This window comes from Methyloversatilis sp. (assembly GCF_030696805.1).
Lineage (GTDB): Bacteria > Pseudomonadota > Gammaproteobacteria > Burkholderiales > Rhodocyclaceae > Methyloversatilis.
The window spans coordinates 39447-57502 of the sequence record NZ_JAUYRO010000112.1 but is presented as its reverse complement, the minus strand read 5'-3'; the positions used below and the strand labels follow the sequence as shown (position 1 = coordinate 57502).

Sequence of the window (18056 nt, the reverse complement as noted above, 5' to 3'; positions counted from 1 at the left end):
CAGTCGCAGCATGATGGCTGGTATTTGCTGTGGCAGCGGAAACACGCCGATGCCGACGCCCAACGCTACGCCCCGAGGCCACACTGCGCCGGTGCAGCACCCACATGCAGGGGTTTTCACGCAGGTAGTGGCCGCGCGAGACGGAGCTTCGCGTTTGTTCCATCGTCTGTGCGGTGGGCAACCAGCGACGAAGCCGTTCCGCGCGACGATGGACAGCATACGAAAGATCTTGCGGGTCACTGGATGATTTGCAAGGTCTGTTCAAGCGAAAAGCCAGCCCGGCAGTCGCTCACTCCCCCATGACAGTCCCAAAAGTATGGCGCCCAGGGTGACGCATAGCGCCAGTCCCGCCATAGCCAGCCCCAGCACAACTGCCACACCATCGCGAAACACCAGCCCCAGCCCGATGAGCATCAGCGTAAGCGCAGGGAGTACGTTGCCGAAGGGGATTGGCAGCACGACGATGAGAGCCATCAGCCCAATGGCGGCGGCGGTCGATGACCGTCTTTCCACCGATGCAAGATGGCTCAGCCGGGCCTTTGCGAAGCGTCCGGCCACGCTGTAGGCAGATGCAAGCATCCCCAGCACCCGCTGCGCCCAGTGGCGTGAGAGCTCAAGTTCGGCCACCCGCTGAGGGAGGCATGAAGACGACTGACCCTGCCACATCGCGGTCGCCAGCGCGACCATCCCGAGGCCGAGCACCGTGCCGACGCCCGGCACGGGCAGCAGACACGGCACCGCCATCAGCAGCAGCCAGGTGCCGTGTGCGGAAGGCCCGTGGGCTTGCGCCAGGGTTTGCATCGACACCCTGTCGGCAGGCAGGGTCGCGGCTGTTTCGCGCAATCGTTGCACGATAGATTCCGTCATGTTGCCTCCACGTCAGCACGGCGCCAGCGCGTCTTCCACAGCGGCACCACCGCACGAATGGCTTCGGCGAAAAGGCCGAAGCACTCCGTCAGCGTCGGGTTGCGCGCGCACCGGGTCGCGCAGACGCCGCGTCGCGATTGATGCCCCTCCAAAACGTCGACCTGCAGGGCACGGCGGGGACCGAGCATATTGTCCTGAGTGCTCATCGACTCACTCACGGCGCACTGGATGCCGCCGGACGGCGGATCATCACCACTACCAGCGTAACCACCGTCAGAGGAATGAAGAAGCCGAGCATGACGCCCGAAAACGCCTGCAGCGCGGCATGCTGCTGCGCGGCGAGGACCAGGTAGGCCACGTAGGCGACGTAGTAGCCCAGGAAGACGCCGCCTTCCCAGCGAGCGATCTCGCGGCCGGTGATGAAGACCGGAAGGCAAGCGAGCGCCACGGCCAGCATGACCCAGATGTCGAAGGCCAGCAGCGACGACGCCATGGCCAAGCCAAGGTCACCCGACACCAGGCCCGACAGGCCCAGGCAGCCGAGGATATTGAAGGTATTGCTGCCGACCACATTGCCCACCGCAATGTCACGCTCGCCCTTGATGGCCGCGGTGATGCTGGTGGCCACCTCGGGCATGCTGGTTCCGGCGGCGACGATGGTCAGGCCAATGACCAAGTCGCTTACCCCCATCGCCTTGGCGAAGTTCACCGAGGCCTGCACGAGGTACTCGGATCCGAACACCAGCGCCGCCAGGCCGGCTCCGATCAGCAGCAGCTGTGCAGGTAGCCGGTCGTCCCAAGCCCCCGCTTCCGCCGGCTTGATCTCTTGGGCGTACTCATCCTGGGCGGCCTGTGTTTCGCGCCTTGACTGCACGACAAGGAACAGCGTGTACGACACGAGCAGCACGAAAAGAACGCCACCGTCGAAAAACGACAGTCGGCCGTCCAACCCGAGCGCAAGAAGCAGCAGGCTCGCGCCGATCATGATCGGCACTTCCTGACGGATCAGCTGGATGTTGACCACCAGTGGCGCGATCAGCGCACTGATGCCGAGGATGAACAGTACATTGAAGATATTGCTGCCCACCACGTTGCCGATGGCAATGTCGGTTTTGCCATCGAGCACGGCACCGACACTCACCGCGACCTCGGGCGCGCTGGTGCCGAAGGCCACGATGGTGAGTCCGACGACGAGCGGACTGATGCCGAACGACAGGGCCAACTTGGACGCGCCGCGCACGAGCACGTTGGCGCCGATGACCAGCAGCATCAGGCCGCCGAGAAAAATGAGCATGTTCATGATTAAGCACCGTAGCCAAAACAAAATTCGCCCACCTCGGGCTGTAACGTCACATGGCCCGCACAGCGCAAGGCCTGCGCTTCAGTTCCCCGTACAGACCCCGAAGACGTTGCGCTCGGCGCAGTCGCACGGCCTGGCGCTGCCCTGACCCGAGCCGTCAGAGGCTCCGATCTGCATGGACGCATGGCGTCGCGCCTGTCGAAGAAAGCCAAACCCATCAAGCAGTCACGGGCGGGCGTGGCTGGGGACCGGAGCCGCCACTCCGTCGGCGCCACATCGCAACGAGCAGGTGAAGGCCCACGCCCAGCAGGACAAGCAGTGCGCTGCCGACGCCCCAGATCACCCAGGCGGCTACGCTCAGACCATCAGCCAGCGATGGCGCCGCCTGTAGCAGACCTTGCACGGCTGACGCTACGCCAGAAAGCAGCGACGTCATCGCCTGCACGATATCCGGCGGCACCCAGGGCGCCAACCAATCCGGCTGACGAAGGCCCTCGACTCGCGATCCAGCGCCCGTCAGCGCGCCGGCACTGGAAACCGCCCAGACGGTGGCGGCGTGAAACGCCCAGACGCCCAGTGACCAAAATGCCAACAGGCAGAACATGACAAACCAGCTGATTGCGTAGAGCATAATTAAATTACCCCGATGACTGATCAGGTAGCAGTCTCACGAGAAGTGTAGTTCGAACAAATCAACTTCAGGCGGATATAAACTTCGTTTTTTTCGATGTAAGCGATCATGCTCAACGACCGACATGTGCGCGACTTCTGGGTCGCCGCCAAGGAAGGGGCTTCGCAGGTGCAGCCGAGCGGCTAGGCGGGGCGGTACAGACCATCGGCGGTGATGCTCCGGGGCGTGCAGGAAAATCCGGAAAAGTAGTAAGACGATTCAGGGGGGAGTCCGCCTCAATGCCGAAGGCCGGAAACAAGGGCCCGGTTTCTCACCATCCTGCCGAGCAGATCGTGGCTGAGTTCGGGCTGAAAGGAATCGGCACTGATGGGGCGTCGGCATGGCTGCCTGCCGATCAGGAAGGGAAGCGTGGGTAACGATGACTGCTTGCCTGGCGCCTTACCGTGCGCCGGATCGCCCGGAGATGCTGCGCCGCCGTCGGCGAACCCATCGCATGCAAGGAAAAAGTAAGCGCACATCAAAATGACGGCACTGGCATACCGCCAGGATGCTGCTACAACCCGAAAGCACGCGCGAGCGTAGCTTCAAGTGCCGCCTGACCGGCGCACGTTTCTTTCACCCCACCGGGACATCGCACCATGCTTAAGGACAAGACTGCACTCGTGACCGGCTCCACTTCGGGCATCGGCCTGGGCATCGCTCACGGCCTCGCCGCGCAGGGCGCCAACGTGATCCTCCATGGCTTCGGCGATCCGGCCGCCATGGCCCGTCTGAAGGACGAATTCGCCGAACGCTACGGCGTGCAGGTGCGCTACGACGGTGCCGACATGCGCCGGCCCGAAGCGATCGAGGCCATGATGGCCGCGGCGCTGGCGGAGTTCGGCTGCGTCGACCTGCTGATCAACAATGCGGGCATCCAGCATGTGGCGCCGGTGGACGAATTTCCGGTCGAACAGTGGGATGCCATCCTCGCGATCAACCTGACGGCCGTCTTCCACACCACGCGGCTTGCGCTACCGGCCATGAAGAGTCGGGGCTTCGGCCGCATCGTCAATATCGCCTCCGCCCACGCGCTGGTGGCCAGTCCGTTCAAGTCGGCCTATGTCGCTGCGAAGCACGGCGTGGCCGGGCTCACCAAGTCGGTGGCGCTCGAAGTGGCCGAAGCGGGTATCACCGTCAACGCAGTCGCCCCGGGCTACGTGCGGACCGCTCTGATCGATGCACAGATCCCGGACACCGCCAGGGCACGCGGCATCACGGCCGAGGCCGTCGTTCGCGACGTGCTGCTGGCCGCACAGCCGACCAGGAAGTTCGTGACGGTCGAGCAGGTGGCTGCGCTGACGTGCTTCCTGTGCAGCGACGATGCCGCCTCGATCACCGGCGCTGTCCTGCCGGTGGATGGCGGCTGGACGGCGCACTGAGCGCGCGGCGGCGGCGGTGAGCCGCGGAGCGCCGGGCCGGGCTGACCGGTTCGGCGTGGGCAGCGCGTACGGCCTGTCAGCTGCGGCGATGGATGCCGCGATGCCCTACGAAAGATTCCGGTGTCGATCGCTGCGCAAGTGAAAAACGGCCTGTGCGCGCCGCTCCCGGTTCAGCGCGGGTCCGGGCATGAAGCTCGCCGTGACCGTGTGCGCCACGCACCCGTACCCCACAGCGTCATCAGACCCGCCAGCAGCATCGCCCAGGTTCCCGGCTCCGGGATCGGCGCCGCGACGGCAGGGTTGGTCAGCAGTCCGGCATCGCCGGACAGGGCATACCCCTGCGGCAGCAGGATGCTCAGCGTGCCGGTATTGAAGCCATCCACTGCGCCCCACGACTGGCTGTAATCGAGCGCGCCGCTGACCGGAATCAGCGGCTCGGGTGACACCTGGGTAAACAGATTGGCGATCAGCTGGAAGCTCTGACCCGGAAGGAGGCTCATCGTGAGCCGCAGTTCGCCGGCGACGTCCGCCATCTCCTGACTGTCGACCGTATAGCTTGCGCCGTCGAAATCCTCGACGACCTGCACGAAGCCCGGCTCGAAGTAGCGCTTGACGGTGCTGCCGGACACGTTGACCGCCTCGGCATCGAGCAGGTCGGTGCGGAAATCCATCGCTGCGGCGTATTCGACATTGGTGAATGCCACCGTCGAAGAGGGCAGGGCGACGGTCAGCGTCGCCCCCAGCAGGTGGAACACATTGCCGCTGTAGGTGTGAAAGGCGCCATCGAAGTTGAACACGAAGGTCACATCGACCGCTCCGCCATCCCCCTCGCCGACCACGGCCGCGGTGGCCTGTACCTGACCGAAGGCATTGCCGATCAGGGCATCCGGAATGCCCGACACACCGCGCGAATCGATTTCGCTGAATACGCGGATGACACCGTCGCCGTCATTGGCCTGGGACTTCGACACGATGGAGACGCCGCGGGCAGACACGAATGGTGTGCCATCGAGATTGAGCGACTGCAGACCCGTGCCGAGCACCGTCTGGACCGTGCCGGGCGCCGAGTCGGGGCCACGCTGAACCAGCGTTGCGGCGCCGGCCGAAAGCGGGAGGGCTGCCAGCGCGATCAACAAGCCGGTCATGTGCAGGGATGGACGTCGGGATGCCATTGGAAAGCTCCTTTTGCTTGATCGATGCGTGAGGCGAAACCTGGCTTGTGCGCTCCGGCCGGGTGTCAGCGGGTGCTGGCTGCCCTGCAGCAAAATGTGCGCCAGGCGCGAAGGCCTACCTTGGTTTTCAATGCTTTGCGTGCAAGGAAATTTGTAATGCGGTCAGCCAGCCCACCCGCTGTAAAGCATGCCGACACCCTTGCCGCAATCGACCCTGTCAGAGCGGGGGGCTTCTACGCGAGCCCGGTCGGCAACCGGTCCCAGTAAAAATCGAAAACTGCCTGCTGCCCGCGGATTTCGAGTTGCATACCCGCACAGTCGCGGTGCAAGCTAGGCAACCTGTCAAATCATTACGTGTCACATGAGCGAAACAGGTGCGCCGGGCGCGACGACTATCCTGATCGTCGACGACATGCCGGAAAACCTCGAAGTGCTGGATGGCCTTCTGCGTGCCGCGGGGTATCGCGTGAAGGCGGCGAACAACGGTCGCTCGGCGCTGCGTCTTGCGCAGGATGCTGACGCGCCGTCCCTGATCCTGCTCGACGTCATGATGCCGGGCATGGATGGCTATGCCGTGCTCGATGCGCTGCGAGCCGACCCGGCAACGCGTGATATCCCGGTCATTTTCGTCACGGCGCTTGCCGGCGCGGGCGACGAGGAAGCCGGGCTGGCGCGCGGGGCGGTCGACTACATCGCCAAGCCGCTCAAGCCGCTGGTCGTGCTGGCGCGTGTGCGCACCCAGCTCCAGGCGAAGCTGGCGCGCGACGTGCTGCGTGACCAGAACACCTGGCTGGAGCAGGAGGTGGCGCGGCGCATGACGGAAAACGACCGCATCCAGGCGGTCAGCATCCGTGCGCTGGCCGAACTGGCGGAAACACGCGACCAGGAAACCGGTGCGCACATCCTGCGCACGCAGATCTACGTGCGCGTGCTGGCCGAACAGCTCGCCACGCATCCGCGCTTCGCCCCCACGCTGACCCCGGCCTACATCAATCTGCTGGCGCGTTCGGCGCCGCTGCATGACATCGGCAAGGTCGGCATTCCGGACCACATCCTGCACAAGCGCGGCAAGCTGGATCCGGACGAATGGACGGTGATGAAAACCCACGCCCTGCTGGGCGCGCAGGCAATAGAGCGGGCCGAGCGTGAAAGCACCGGGTCAGGTGGCGACGAACAGGTCGGCTTCCTGTCACTGGCCAAGGAAATCGCGCGCTGGCATCACGAACACTGGGACGGCAGCGGTTATCCGGACGCGCTGGCCGGCGATGCCATTCCGGTGTCTGCCCGCCTGATGGCGCTCGCCGACGTGTTCGATGCCCTGAGCACCTGTCGCGTGTACAAGGCGTCCTTCCCGGCCGACCAGGTGAAGCGCGAAATCATCGCCGGTCGCGGCGTCCACTTCGATCCGGATGTGGTGGATGCCTTCATCACCCGTTACGACAATTTCATCGACATCGCGCAGCGCCATGCCGACAGCCGCTGAGCAGCAGGTGCTGCAGGATCTGGCGATGGCGCGCCAGCGCGGCCATCGCGGCGTGCTCAGCGTCGTGCTCGGCTATCTGATCATATCGGGACTGTGGATACTGCTGTCCGATCAGGCGCTTGAATTCATCACGCCGGCGGGTGCTGCACGCACCCGCCTTAGCATTCTCAAGGGATGGTTCTTCGTCACGGTCACTGCGGTGGCGCTTTATTTGCTGATGCGCCGCCTGGTCAGCCGGACGATGGACGTTCTCGAACGCGAAATGCGGCTGCAGGCCGAGCGCCGGCAGGCCACGGCGCTGCTCGATTCCTTTGTCAGCAGTTCGTCCGACCCGATGTTCGCCAAGGACACCGACGGATGCTATCTGCTGTTCAATCCCGAATCCTGCCGCCTGATGAATACGACCGAAACCGCTGTGCTTGGCCGTGACGACCGCTCGGTGCATCCGGCGGCCGAAGCGCTTCAGGTGATGGAAAACGACCGCCGGGTGATGCAGGAAAACCAGGTCATACGGTTCGAGGAGAGGCTGGTCACCGCCGACGGCGAACGCGTCTTCCTTAGTACCAAAGGTCCGATGCACGATGCTGCGGGCCGCGTGATCGGGCTTTATGGCGTCGCGCGCGACATCACCGAGCGCATCCGCGCCGAAGCCGCATTGCGCGAAAGCGAGGCGCGTTTCCGTTCGCTTTTCGAACAGTCGCCGGTGGCCTATCAGTCGCTCGACGAGCAGGGCCGCTTCATCGACGTGAATCCGATGCTGTGCGAACTGATCGGCTACGCGCGCGAGCAGCTGATCGGCCGCCCCTTCAGCGACGTGTGGATGCCAGCGGCGCGGCCCATGTATGGGACATGCTTCGCCGATTTCCTTCAGAAGGGGCAGATACAGCGCGAAGTCAGGTTGCAGCATCGCGATGGACATGAGGTTGTCGTGTGGACGATGGGTCGCATCCAGCGGGATGCAGATGGGAAGTTCGTCTGCACGCACAGCATCCTGGTTGACATCACGGAACGTGCGGCCGTTGCCAGCGCGCTCAAGGAGAGGGAAGAGCTGCTGCGCGAAATGGGCGAAATAGCGCATATCGGCGCCTGGTCGCTGGATGTGGCCAGCGGGCGCGTCAGTTCGACCGAAGAGGTCATGCGCATCCATGACATCGACGCGGGCGATGAAGCCACGCTGGCGAGCGGGCTTGAACGATTCGACGGCGACCATCGCCGCCGCCTCGAAGTGGCTATCCGGTTGGCGATCGACACGGCGCAGCCCTACGATCTGGAACTGGAAATGACCAGCGCGGCCGGTCGCCGCAAGTGGGTGCGGGCGGTCGGCGCCCCGGTCAGCGACGGCAGCAGGGTGGTGCGCCTGCGCGGCACGCTGCAGGACGTGACAGACCGCAAGCAGGCGGAACAGTCGATCCACATGCTGTCGCAGGCGGTCGAGCAGAATCCCGCCGGTATTGTCATCACCGATTCGGCCGGGCGTGTCACTTATGTCAATGACGCCTACCTGAAACTGTCCGGGCTGGGGCGCAGCGCGTTGATCGGGTGCGACCTGCGCATGTTGTACCTGCCGTCCGACCAGAACGACGCTGACCAGACGCGCGCCATGCGGCTGGCGCTTGACGAGGGGCGGGCCTGGCAAGGGGAATTCACGGTGCGCCGCGCCGACGGACGGGAAGCGCTCGGATACCTGGGCATGACGCCGATCCGTCAGCCGGACGGGCACATCAGCCACTACGTCGCGGTCACCCAGGACATTTCCGAACGCAAGCGCATGGAGCAAGAGCTGCAGCGCCACCGCAACCGGCTGGAAGAACTGGTGCTCAGCCGCACGTCGGAACTGGCGCTCGCGAAAGAGGCCGCCGAAGCGGCCAACCGCTCGAAGAGCCTGTTCTTCGCAAACATGAGCCACGAAATCCGCACGCCGATGAACGCCATCGTCGGCCTCGCCCATCTGCTGTCGCGCACCGCGCTCGATGCCGTGCAGCGCGAGCGGCTGACCAAGATCGAAGATGCGGCGAGCCACCTGCGCCACATCATCGACGACGTGCTCGACCTGTCGAAGATCGACGCCGACAAGCTCAAGCTCGAAGCGGTGGAGTTCAGCATTGATTCGCTGCTCGACCAGATCAGGTCCATGCTGCTCGAACGCGCGCTCGAACGCGGTCTGTACCTGCACGTCAGCAGTGAAGGCGTGCCGCCGCTTCTGGTCGGCGATGTGATCCGCCTGCGTCAGGCCCTGCTCAACTACCTCAGCAATGCCGTGACGTTCACCGAGCGCGGCGGCATCACGCTGACCGCGCAGCCGGTGGACGAGGGCGCCGAACAGGTCGACGGCACGGTGATGATCCGGTTCGAGGTCAGCGACACCGGTGTCGGCGTTGAACCGGCAGAGCTCGGGCGCCTGTTCGGCACCTTCGAGCAGGCCGACGCATCCACCACCCGCCGCTACGGCGGCACCGGCCTCGGTCTTGCGATCACGCGCCAGCTCGCCCGACTGATGGGCGGCGACGCGGGAGCGTCCAGCGAACCGGGCCAGGGCAGCTGTTTCTGGTTCACCGCCCGGCTGGCGGTACGTGGCGGCCAGATGGCAGTGACCGCCGCCGGTGAGAATCCGGACGACGCGGCGGGCCGCTTGCGTACCCGTTATGCTGACGCACGCATCCTGCTGGTCGAAGACAACCCCATCAATCGCGAGGTGGCGCTCGCCCTGCTGGAAGAAGCCGGCCTGGTCGCCGACATTGCCGAGGATGGCGTCCAGGCTGTGGAGCGGGGGCGCGAAACGCGCTACGACCTGGTGCTGATGGACATGCAGATGCCGCGCATGGACGGCGTCGAGGCCACGCGCCGCCTGCGCCGGCTGCCCGGCTGGAGCGCTGTGCCCATCCTCGCCATGACCGCCAATGCCTTCGATGAAGACCGGCGTACCTGTGCCGATGCCGGTATGGACGACTTCATTTCCAAGCCGGTCGAACCGGTCGATTTCTACAGCATGTTGCTGCGCTGGCTCAATGCGCGCGGGCCACGCAGTGCGCCGGCCGCACCGGTCGAATGCGCCGCTGCCCCCGACCCGCACGCGCTGCACTGCCTGCTTCAAAGTCTGCTGCCCTTGCTTGAAGCGGGCGACACGCGTGCCCGCGTGCTGGTGCGTGAGTCGTCGCCGGTGATTGATGCACTGGGCGAGCCCGGACGGCGCCTGCAGCGCGAGCTGTCTGCCTTCGACTACGACGCCGCATTGCTGACCGCGAAGAAATTGAGCCAGCGCAATTTGCACTGAGTGGCAACTTTGGGGAAACGCGGCACACTGTGAGCTGTCCAAGGTAAGAATTTGTAAAAATCACCTTCCTCCTCACAGCCAGCGAACTGTCCGATCCGAAATGCGCCTTTGCGTAGTGTGTCGATCCATCATTCTGCTGGCTGCCTGTATGGCGCTTTCTGCGTGCAGCGGCCCGCCCGAGTTGCCGTTGCGGGTCGGCCTCAATCCATGGCTGGGCTACGATCCGCTCGTTCTGGCGCGTGAGCGCGGCCTGATCGATCCGGCAAACCTGCGCGTCGTCGAACTCGAATCAAGCGGCGAAAGTGCGCGGCAGCTGCGCAACGGGCTGCTTGAAGCGGCCGGTCTGACACTGGCCGAAGCGATCGAGCTCGCAAGTTCGGGCATGGATATCAAGGTGGTGGCCATCCTCAGCTTGTCGAAAGGGGCCGACGCGGTGGTCGCGCAGCCTGGTTTCGCGAATGCTGCGGCACTGAAAGGCGCGCGCATCGGCATGGAAAACAGCGCGTTGGCCGATGTCATGCTGCAGCGCCTGCTCGAAGCCGGCGCGCTGCAGCGCGATGCGCTGTCGCTGTCGCGGCTGCCGGTGTTCGAGCACGAGAATGCGCTGATGCGTGGTCGAGTCGATGCGGTAATCACCTTCGAGCCCGTCCTGTCCAGCCTCGTGTCGGCCGGCTATCGTGTGCTGCTCGACAGCGCCGACATGCCGGGCGAGGTGGTCGACGTGCTGGTGGTCCGCAGCGAAGCGCTGAGCGCCCGGCCGGCCCAGGTACGTGCCCTGTTGCGCGCCTTCGAAGATGGCCGCCTGGCGCTTCTGGCGCAGCCGCAGGAAGCGGCACGAACGCTGGCCGCCGGCACCGATCTGGATACCGTCGCCTACCTTCGCGCACTCGGCAAGGTACGCCTGCTGGCGCTGGAAGACAGCGTGGTGCTGTTCGATGCGGGGCCCGAGGCGCGCGTGCTGGCACTCGGACAGCTGGTGGCCGACCTGAAGGCCAGTCAGCGCGTAATGGCCGAACCGGACTGGACACAGTTATTTGACGGCCGCGTTGCGGCAGATGTCATGGCCACGAGGCAGCGGCCATGACATTGCGCCTGTCTGCCCGCACTGTGGTGCCGGCTCTGATCACGGTGGTCGCGCTGGTGATGGTCGGCTTCGACCACATGCTGCAGCGGGCCGACTACCGCCTGCGCGTGGAGCAGGAACAGACGCAGCTGTTGGTCGAGCGGCTGGGCATCGAACAGTCGGCGCTCGATGAACTCATCCTGCAGAACCGGCCAGTGCAGTTGCGGCGTGCCGTGGCCGAGCTGGCGTTGCGCCCCCACCTGACGCACGCCTACCTCACCGCGCCCGGCGGCCGCATCGTGGGCTCGCTGGCGCGTGCCGATCTGGGGCAGACGCTGCCCGACATCCTCGCCGCCGACACACGCGGCGGCGCGGTACTGCTGGATGCGCCGCGCGCACCCGACAACTCGCTGCTGGTGCAGGTGGATGCCTCGCGCACAGCGCTGACCGGCCTGATGGCACTCGAAGGCGGCCACCAGTTGCTGGTGCGTTCGGACCTGACCCAGCCGTTCAGTCAGCGACTGCATGCCAGCCGCGTCGAACTGTGGCGGCATGCCGCGCTGATCCTGTGCTGGTCCCTGCTGCTGTCGCTGTTCCTGCACCTGATCTGGTTCCGTCGCGCCGCGCAATTGACCAACGCTGCACGGGCGCTTGGACAGGGCCGGCTCGACACCCGCGTCGATCTTGGCGGGCGCGACGAACTCGCTGAAATCGGTTCGGCATTCAACGACATGGCGGTGCGGCTGCAGGCGCAGCACGCGGCGGTGCTGGACAGCGAGCGACAGTTCCGCGCCATGTTCGAGCAGGCGGGCGTGGGTGTGGCACGCATCGACAGCCGCCTCGGCCACTTCATGTCCGTCAACAAGAAATACAGTGAAATCATAGGCTACGATGATGCCGACATGCGCCGCCTGGATTTCATGCGCGTCACGCACCCGGAGGATCTCCCGGGTAATCTGGCGTTGCTCGACTCGCTCAAAAGAGGTGAGATCCGCGAGTTTTCGATTGAACATCGGGTGTTCCACAAGGACGGCCGCGTCATCCGGGTCGCACTGAGCGTGTCGCCGCTGTGGGCGCCCGGCGCCGAGCCCGACTATCACCTGGCGGTGATTCAGGACATCACGGCGCGGCACGAGGCGGAACAGGCGCTCAAGCTCGAGCGGAACCGCCTGAGTGCAGCGGAGCGCATAGCCGGCCTGGGCAGCTGGGAGTATCACAGAGCCACCGGCGGAGGCTGGTGGTCGGAACAGATGCACGCGTTTTTCGGCCTTGATCCGGCCGACGGTGTCCCCGCACCCGAGCAGTATCTGAATCTGCTGCACCCGGACGACCGTGATCTGGTGGGGCGTGTGATGAGTCTGCTCGCACAGGGAGCGACCGAAGTACCCATTTTCGTCCATCGCACCTCGCCGGATATCGGGCCCGTGCGCCACCTGCGACCCAGCGTGCAGATGGTCACCGACGATGCTGGCGGCGTGGTCAAGTACGTCGGAACGCTGCTGGACGTGACGTATCAGTTCGAAGCCGAACAAGCCTTGCGCGCATCCGAGGAGCGGCTGCGCGCCACGCTCGAACAGGCGCCGAACGTGGCGGTGCAATGGTTCGACGCGCAAGGCCGCGTGCTGTACTGGAACGGCGGGTCCACCCGGCTGTACGGCTGGACCCCGGACGAGGCGATCGGGCGCAGTGTCGATACCCTGATGCACACGCGTGAAGAGGCCGATGCATTCCGTGATTCGTTTGCGCAGATCGCGCGCAGCGGACAGTCCATCGGTCCTTCGGAGTATCTGGTCAGGCATCGCGACGGCTCACCGCGCTGGATCGAAGCGACACTGTTCAGCATCCCCGGGCTCGACAAGGACCCGATCATGGTCTGCATGGACGTCGATATCACCGCGCGCCACAACGCCGAGCATGCGGTCGAGCAGGAGCGTACCCATCTGCGGACGCTGTTTGCCACACTGCCCGATCTGGTGTGGCTCAAATCTCCGGAAGGTGTCTACCTGTCGTGCAACAGGCAGTTCGAACGCCTGTGCGGCAGGACTGAAGCCGAACTGCTGGGCCGGACCGATTACGAGCTGTTCAGCAAGGAAGAAGCCGATCTGTTCCGCAGCCATGACGAAATTGCAATGCGTGTCGGCCAGAACAGCGCCAACGAAGAATGGGTGACCATGCGGGAAACCGGCGAGCGGATGCGGCTGCAGACCATCAAGACACCGATGCACGATGCCGGCGGCAAGCTGGTCGGCGTGCTTGGTATCGCACGCGACATCACCGAATTCCGTGAAACGCAGGACAGCCTGCGCGAGCTTAATCGTGACCTCGAACAGCGCGTCGCCGACCGCACGCAGGCGCTGTCCGATGCGATGAAGGAGCTGGAGTCCTTCTCGTACGCCGTGTCGCATGACCTGAAGGCGCCCTTGCGCGGCATCGACGGCTACAGCAAGATTCTGCTGGAAGATTACGGCGATCGCCTCGACGAACAGGGGCAGCGCTTTCTCGCCAACATTCGCAACGGCACACGCCAGATGCATGCCCTGATCGAGGATCTGCTGGCGTACTCGCGCATGGAGCGGCGTTCGCTTGAAGCGAGCCGGGTCGACCTGGGCGAGGTCATGCGCAATGTGCTGCACCGTCGCAGCGACGAAATCGCAGCGGCGTCAGTGCAGATTGTGGGCGAAGTACCGTCCATCATCGTACGTGCCGATCATCAGGGAGTCGAAATGGTGCTTCGCAATCTGCTGGACAACGCGCTGAAGTTCAGTCGCGATGCCAATCCGGCCATCGTCACGCTGCACGCGGCCGTGCGGGATGGGCGCGCCCATCTGAGCGTGCGCGACAACGGGATCGGTTTCGACATGAAGTATCACGAACGGATATTCGAAATCTTCCAGCGGCTGCATCGAAACGAAGACTTCTCGGGCACCGGGGTGGGGCTTGCGCTGGTGCGCAAGGCCATGCAGCGCATGGATGGTCGCGTCTGGGCCGAAAGTGTGCCGGGCGAGGGGGCCACCTTCCACCTGGAGTTTCCGGCATGAATCTCGCCACGCTTCTGCCGTCCGGTGCCCCGCCCATCCTGCTGGTCGAAGACAACCCGGTCGATATCGATCTGACCTGCCGCGCCTTCGCCCGCGACCCGCGGGCCGGTCCGGTAAGCGTGGCGCGTGATGGCGAAACGGCGCTCGGCTTCATGCACAGTTGGGACAAGGGTGAGCCGCCGCCAGCGCTGATACTGCTCGACATCAATCTGCCAGGCGTCAATGGCTTCGAGGTACTGCGCCAGTTGAAGCGCCATCCGGTGCATCGCAGCATTCCGGTGGTCATGCTGAGCTCATCGGCGGAACAGCGTGACCTGCTCGATGCCTATTCGCTGGGCGTCAATTCCTTCATCGTCAAACCGGTGGATTTCGATCGTTTCGTCGAGGCAACGGGCCAGATCGGACGTTACTGGTTCGAACTCAACCAGCCGCCGATCTGATGCGCATCCTCTACGCAGAAGATTCGGAGTTCGACGCAGATCTGACGCAGCGTGCGCTGCGCCGCAGCGACAGCGGGCTGGAGATCGAAATCGTGCCCACGCTGAAGGACGCCCGTCAGCGTCTCGCCGGGGCCGGCGTCGACCTGCTGCTGACCGACCTGAAGCTGCCCGATGGCAGCGGGCTCGAATTGCTGGCTCACATCAGGGAACACGCCCTGCCGGTCGCGGTGGTAGTGCTGACCGGGTCGGGCGACGGCAGTTCGGCGATTGCGGCGCTGAAGGCGGGTGCCGATGACTATCTCATCAAATCCGGCCTTTACCTCGAACGCCTGCCGCGCGTGCTTGACGCGGCCCTGCTGCGGCACCGTTCGATGTCGGCCCGGTGCGACCGGCCGATCCGCGTGCTGTGCGCCGAATCGAGCCTTGCAGATGTAGAGCTGATGCGCGGTCACCTGCTCAGGCACGCGCCGCAGATCCGCCTGGAAAGCACAGGCAGCGTCGATGCAGTCATCAACCGGCTGCCGGCAGGCCCCGATGTCGAAGCGACGTTCGACGTGTTGCTGATCGACGCGCTGCCCGATGAAACGACCGGGCTCGACCTGGTGAAGCTGATCCGCAGCGAGCGCCAGCTGTCGCTGCCCATCGTCATGCTGGCAGGTCAGGACAGCGAGCAACTGGCATCCAGCGCGTTGCACCTGGGTGTTGACGACTATCTGGTCAAGCATCCCGGCTATTTGTTCGAACTGCCCGCGACGCTGGAAAAAGTCCATCGCCGGGCCGAGCTGGTGCTTGAGAGCGAACGTCTCAACGCCACCAACCAGCGCATGTCGCAACTGCTGGCGGCCAGCCCGACCGTTGTCTACAGCCTGCGCCTGCAGGACGGCGAGTTCCAGTCGTCATGGGTCAGCGAGAACGTGACCCGCATCCTCGGCTATACGGTGGCCGAGGTGCTGGCCCCCGGCTGGTGGCAGGCCGGCCTGCATGCGCAGGACCGCGATGTCATGCTGGCGCGTTCCGAAGGCCTCTTGCTGGACGGACACATCAGTCTTGACTACCGCTTCAAGCGACGAGACGGAATCTCGATCTGGGTGCGCGACGAATTGCGACGGGTCGGCCAGAGCGGTCATTCGGTCGTCGAGTTCGTGGGCACGTGGAAAGACATCACCGCCGACAAGCGCGCCGCACTGATCGGCGAGGCGCGTGCCGAAGTGCTCGACCGCATCGTTGCGGCCGAACCGCTGTCGGTCATTCTGGAAGCGATTGCGCTGCGCATGCAGGCGATCGAACCGGGGACGCGCGTATCGATCCAGCTGTTGCATGAAGTGAGCGGCCGACTTGTGAATGGCGCCGCTCCCTCGCTGCCCGAGCGCTATCTGCAGGCGATCGAAGGCGTGCTGCCTGGTCCCGGCATGGGCTCGTGCGGCACGTCGGCCTGGGCGGGCGAAACCGTGCTGGTCGAGAATGTGTTCGAGCACCCGAGCTGGGCGTCCCATGTCGAGCTGGCGCGCCTGGGCGGGTTCAGTGCTTGCTGGTCAGTGCCTTACAAGGACAACGACGGGCGCGTGCTCGGCACCTTTGCGCTTTATCACGACACCCCCTGCCTGCCGGACGCCGCGCAGCTTGAGCTGATCAACGACTTCAGTCGCATCACCGGCCTTGCTGTGCAGAAAGTGCGCGCGGCCACTGCGCTCAGGCAGGCCGGGGCAGTGTTCGAAAGCACGCGTGACGGCATTTTCATCACCGATCTCAATGCGCAGATCGTCGCCGTCAATCGCGCGTTCACCCACATCAGCGGTTACAGCGAATTCGAAGCCATCGGCCAGACACCGCGCATGTTGCGGTCGGGGCGCCACGACGCGCAGTTCTACCAGGTCATGTGGTCGGCCGTGCTGGGCAGCGGCAACTGGCAGGGCGAAGTGTGGAACCGGCGCAAGAATGGCGAGCTTTACCAGCAACTGCTCACCATCAGCACGGTGCGCAATGAAGCCGGCGCGCCCAGCCACTACGTTGCCGTCATGACCGACATCAGCCAGCTCAAGCGCTCCGAAGCGAAGCTCGACTACCTGGCCCACCACGATCCGCTGACCGATCTGCCGAACCGCCTGTTGATGCAGTCACGCATCCAGCACGCCATCGAGCGCGCCGCACGCAGCCGCTGCCATCTCGCGCTGCTGTTCATCGATCTGGACCGCTTCAAGAACGTGAACGACAGTCTGGGGCATCCGGCCGGCGACGAACTGCTGGCCGCAATCGCGAAACGGCTGCGCAGCCGGTTGCGCGAGGTCGATACGCTGGCCCGGCTCGGCGGCGACGAATTCGTGCTGCTGATCGAGGAAATGACGGTGCCGGAAGACGCCGCCATTGTCGCGCAGATGCTGATCGATCTGCTGACGGCGCCATTCAGCCTTTCGCAGGGGCGAGAAATCTATATCGGCGCGAGCGTTGGCATTTCGGTGTTTCCGGACGACGGCCGCAACGTGACCGAATTGATCCAGCATTCCGATGTGGCGATGTACCAGGCGAAGGAAGCGGGGCGCGGTGCGTTTCGCTTCTACACCGAAGCGATGAGCCGCGCCGCGCAGGACCGGCTGCATCTGGACACGCGGCTGCGCCGTGCGCTGGAACGCGGCGAATTCACGCTGCATTACCAGCCGCAGATCGACATGGCCAGCGGCCGGCTCACCGGTGCCGAAGCCTTGGTGCGATGGATCGATCCGGAAGAGGGCCTCATTTCACCGGCGCGCTTCATTCCGGTGGCGGAAGAAACCGGTTTGATCGTGCCGATCGGCGAATGGGTGCTGCGCACCGCCTGCGCCCAGGCGCGCGCGTGGCGCGATGCTGGCCATGTCCTGACAGTGGCGGTCAACCTGTCGGCGCGCCAGCTGCAGCAGGCCGATCTCGCTCAGCGCGTCGCCGCATTGATGGCTGAGTTCGGCATCGGTCCGGACTGGCTCGAATTCGAGCTGACCGAATCGATGCTGGCCGGCGAACAGGCCGCCACCGAAATGCGGCTGCGCGAACTCAAGGCGCTCGGTGTTGCACTGTCGATCGATGACTTCGGCACCGGTTATTCTTCGCTGGCCTATCTGAAGCGCTTTCCGATCGACGTGCTGAAGATCGACCAGAGCTTCGTGCGCGACATCCCGCACGATCGCAATGACATGGAAATCGCCGCGACCATCATCGCCATGGCGCACACGCTGAAAATGCGCGTCGTGGCGGAAGGCGTAGAAACGCCCGAGCAGCTTGCATTCCTGAAAGAGCGCGACTGCGATACGTGGCAGGGCTATCTTTACAGCAAGCCGCTGCCCGGCGAAGAATTCGCCATGCGCTTCCTGCAGGGCTGATTGCGCGAACCTCTAGTGGGAGA

The 18056-nt window shown here is 64.6% G+C and carries 12 protein-coding genes; 7 read left to right on the top strand and 5 right to left on the bottom strand.

Going from position 1 to position 18056, the window contains the following annotated elements:
- Positions 1-261: 261 nt before the first annotated feature.
- The 4 genes from Q8R75_RS18035 to Q8R75_RS18020 form a co-directional block, all read right to left on the bottom strand.
- Positions 262-867 carry an exopolysaccharide biosynthesis protein gene (locus tag Q8R75_RS18035; RefSeq protein WP_305614148.1) on the bottom strand — a complete coding sequence of 202 codons (606 nt, stop codon included), beginning with the start codon at positions 865-867 and terminating at the stop codon, positions 262-264.
- Positions 864-1073, bottom strand: coding sequence for a hypothetical protein (locus tag Q8R75_RS18030; protein ID WP_305614147.1), 210 nt, complete (start codon positions 1071-1073; stop codon positions 864-866). The genes Q8R75_RS18035 and Q8R75_RS18030 overlap by 4 nt, the downstream gene beginning before the upstream one ends.
- An 8-nt stretch (positions 1074-1081) precedes the next feature.
- Positions 1082-2161, bottom strand: a complete 1080-nt coding sequence (locus Q8R75_RS18025; protein ID WP_305663821.1) for a calcium/sodium antiporter — start codon at positions 2159-2161, stop codon at positions 1082-1084.
- 223 nt (positions 2162-2384) lie between these two features.
- Complete coding sequence (locus tag Q8R75_RS18020) at positions 2385-2798, bottom strand: hypothetical protein (protein WP_305614145.1); 414 nt, start codon at positions 2796-2798, stop codon at positions 2385-2387.
- Positions 2799-3436: 638 nt separating this feature from the next.
- On the opposite strand from Q8R75_RS18020, the gene Q8R75_RS18015 reads away from it, so the two are divergent.
- Positions 3437-4219, top strand: a complete 783-nt coding sequence (locus Q8R75_RS18015; RefSeq protein ID WP_305614144.1) for a 3-hydroxybutyrate dehydrogenase — start codon at positions 3437-3439, stop codon at positions 4217-4219.
- A 170-nt stretch (positions 4220-4389) separates the two neighbouring features.
- Here Q8R75_RS18015 and Q8R75_RS18010 read toward each other — a convergent pair whose 3' ends face one another.
- The gene (locus tag Q8R75_RS18010; RefSeq protein WP_305614143.1) at positions 4390-5391 is read right to left on the bottom strand and encodes a PEP-CTERM sorting domain-containing protein; all 1002 of its coding nucleotides are present in this window, start codon (positions 5389-5391) and stop codon (positions 4390-4392) included.
- Positions 5392-5752: 361 nt separating this feature from the next.
- On the opposite strand from Q8R75_RS18010, the gene Q8R75_RS18005 reads away from it, so the two are divergent.
- From Q8R75_RS18005 to Q8R75_RS17980, 6 genes are all read left to right on the top strand, one after another.
- The gene (locus tag Q8R75_RS18005) at positions 5753-6874 is read left to right on the top strand and encodes a two-component system response regulator (protein ID WP_305614142.1); all 1122 of its coding nucleotides are present in this window, start codon (positions 5753-5755) and stop codon (positions 6872-6874) included.
- Positions 6858-10145 carry a PAS domain S-box protein gene (locus Q8R75_RS18000; protein ID WP_305663817.1) on the top strand — a complete coding sequence of 1096 codons (3288 nt, stop codon included), beginning with the start codon at positions 6858-6860 and terminating at the stop codon, positions 10143-10145. The genes Q8R75_RS18005 and Q8R75_RS18000 overlap by 17 nt, the downstream gene beginning before the upstream one ends.
- Before the next feature lie 148 nt (positions 10146-10293).
- A complete protein-coding gene (locus Q8R75_RS17995) occupies positions 10294-11229 on the top strand; it encodes an ABC transporter substrate-binding protein (RefSeq protein ID WP_305614140.1) in 936 nt (311 codons plus the stop codon).
- The gene (locus Q8R75_RS17990; protein WP_305614139.1) at positions 11226-14246 is read left to right on the top strand and encodes a PAS domain S-box protein; all 3021 of its coding nucleotides are present in this window, start codon (positions 11226-11228) and stop codon (positions 14244-14246) included. The genes Q8R75_RS17995 and Q8R75_RS17990 overlap by 4 nt, the downstream gene beginning before the upstream one ends.
- Positions 14243-14686 (top strand): response regulator, encoded by a 444-nt coding sequence (locus Q8R75_RS17985; RefSeq protein ID WP_305614138.1) that lies wholly within the window; start codon positions 14243-14245, stop codon positions 14684-14686. The genes Q8R75_RS17990 and Q8R75_RS17985 overlap by 4 nt, the downstream gene beginning before the upstream one ends.
- Positions 14686-18033, top strand: coding sequence for an EAL domain-containing protein (locus tag Q8R75_RS17980; protein ID WP_305627031.1), 3348 nt, complete (start codon positions 14686-14688; stop codon positions 18031-18033). Before Q8R75_RS17985 ends, Q8R75_RS17980 begins: the two co-directional genes overlap by 1 nt.
- Positions 18034-18056 lie beyond the last annotated feature (23 nt).

Excerpts from the sequence above, each read along its gene's own strand:
- Q8R75_RS18035 (WP_305614148.1), bottom strand. The coding sequence starts at position 867 with ATGACGGAATCTATCGTGCAACGATTGCGCGAAACAGCCGCGACCCTG.
- Q8R75_RS18030 (WP_305614147.1), bottom strand. The coding sequence starts at position 1,073 with ATGAGCACTCAGGACAATATGCTCGGTCCCCGCCGTGCCCTGCAGGTC.
- Q8R75_RS18025 (WP_305663821.1), bottom strand. The coding sequence starts at position 2,161 with ATGCTCATTTTTCTCGGCGGCCTGATGCTGCTGGTCATCGGCGCCAAC.
- Q8R75_RS18020 (WP_305614145.1), bottom strand. The coding sequence starts at position 2,798 with ATGCTCTACGCAATCAGCTGGTTTGTCATGTTCTGCCTGTTGGCATTT.
- Q8R75_RS18015 (WP_305614144.1), top strand. The coding sequence starts at position 3,437 with ATGCTTAAGGACAAGACTGCACTCGTGACCGGCTCCACTTCGGGCATC.
- Q8R75_RS18010 (WP_305614143.1), bottom strand. The coding sequence starts at position 5,391 with ATGGCATCCCGACGTCCATCCCTGCACATGACCGGCTTGTTGATCGCG.
- Q8R75_RS18005 (WP_305614142.1), top strand. The coding sequence starts at position 5,753 with ATGAGCGAAACAGGTGCGCCGGGCGCGACGACTATCCTGATCGTCGAC.
- Q8R75_RS18000 (WP_305663817.1), top strand. The coding sequence starts at position 6,858 with ATGCCGACAGCCGCTGAGCAGCAGGTGCTGCAGGATCTGGCGATGGCG.
- Q8R75_RS17995 (WP_305614140.1), top strand. The coding sequence starts at position 10,294 with ATGGCGCTTTCTGCGTGCAGCGGCCCGCCCGAGTTGCCGTTGCGGGTC.
- Q8R75_RS17990 (WP_305614139.1), top strand. The coding sequence starts at position 11,226 with ATGACATTGCGCCTGTCTGCCCGCACTGTGGTGCCGGCTCTGATCACG.
- Q8R75_RS17985 (WP_305614138.1), top strand. The coding sequence starts at position 14,243 with ATGAATCTCGCCACGCTTCTGCCGTCCGGTGCCCCGCCCATCCTGCTG.
- Q8R75_RS17980 (WP_305627031.1), top strand. The coding sequence starts at position 14,686 with ATGCGCATCCTCTACGCAGAAGATTCGGAGTTCGACGCAGATCTGACG.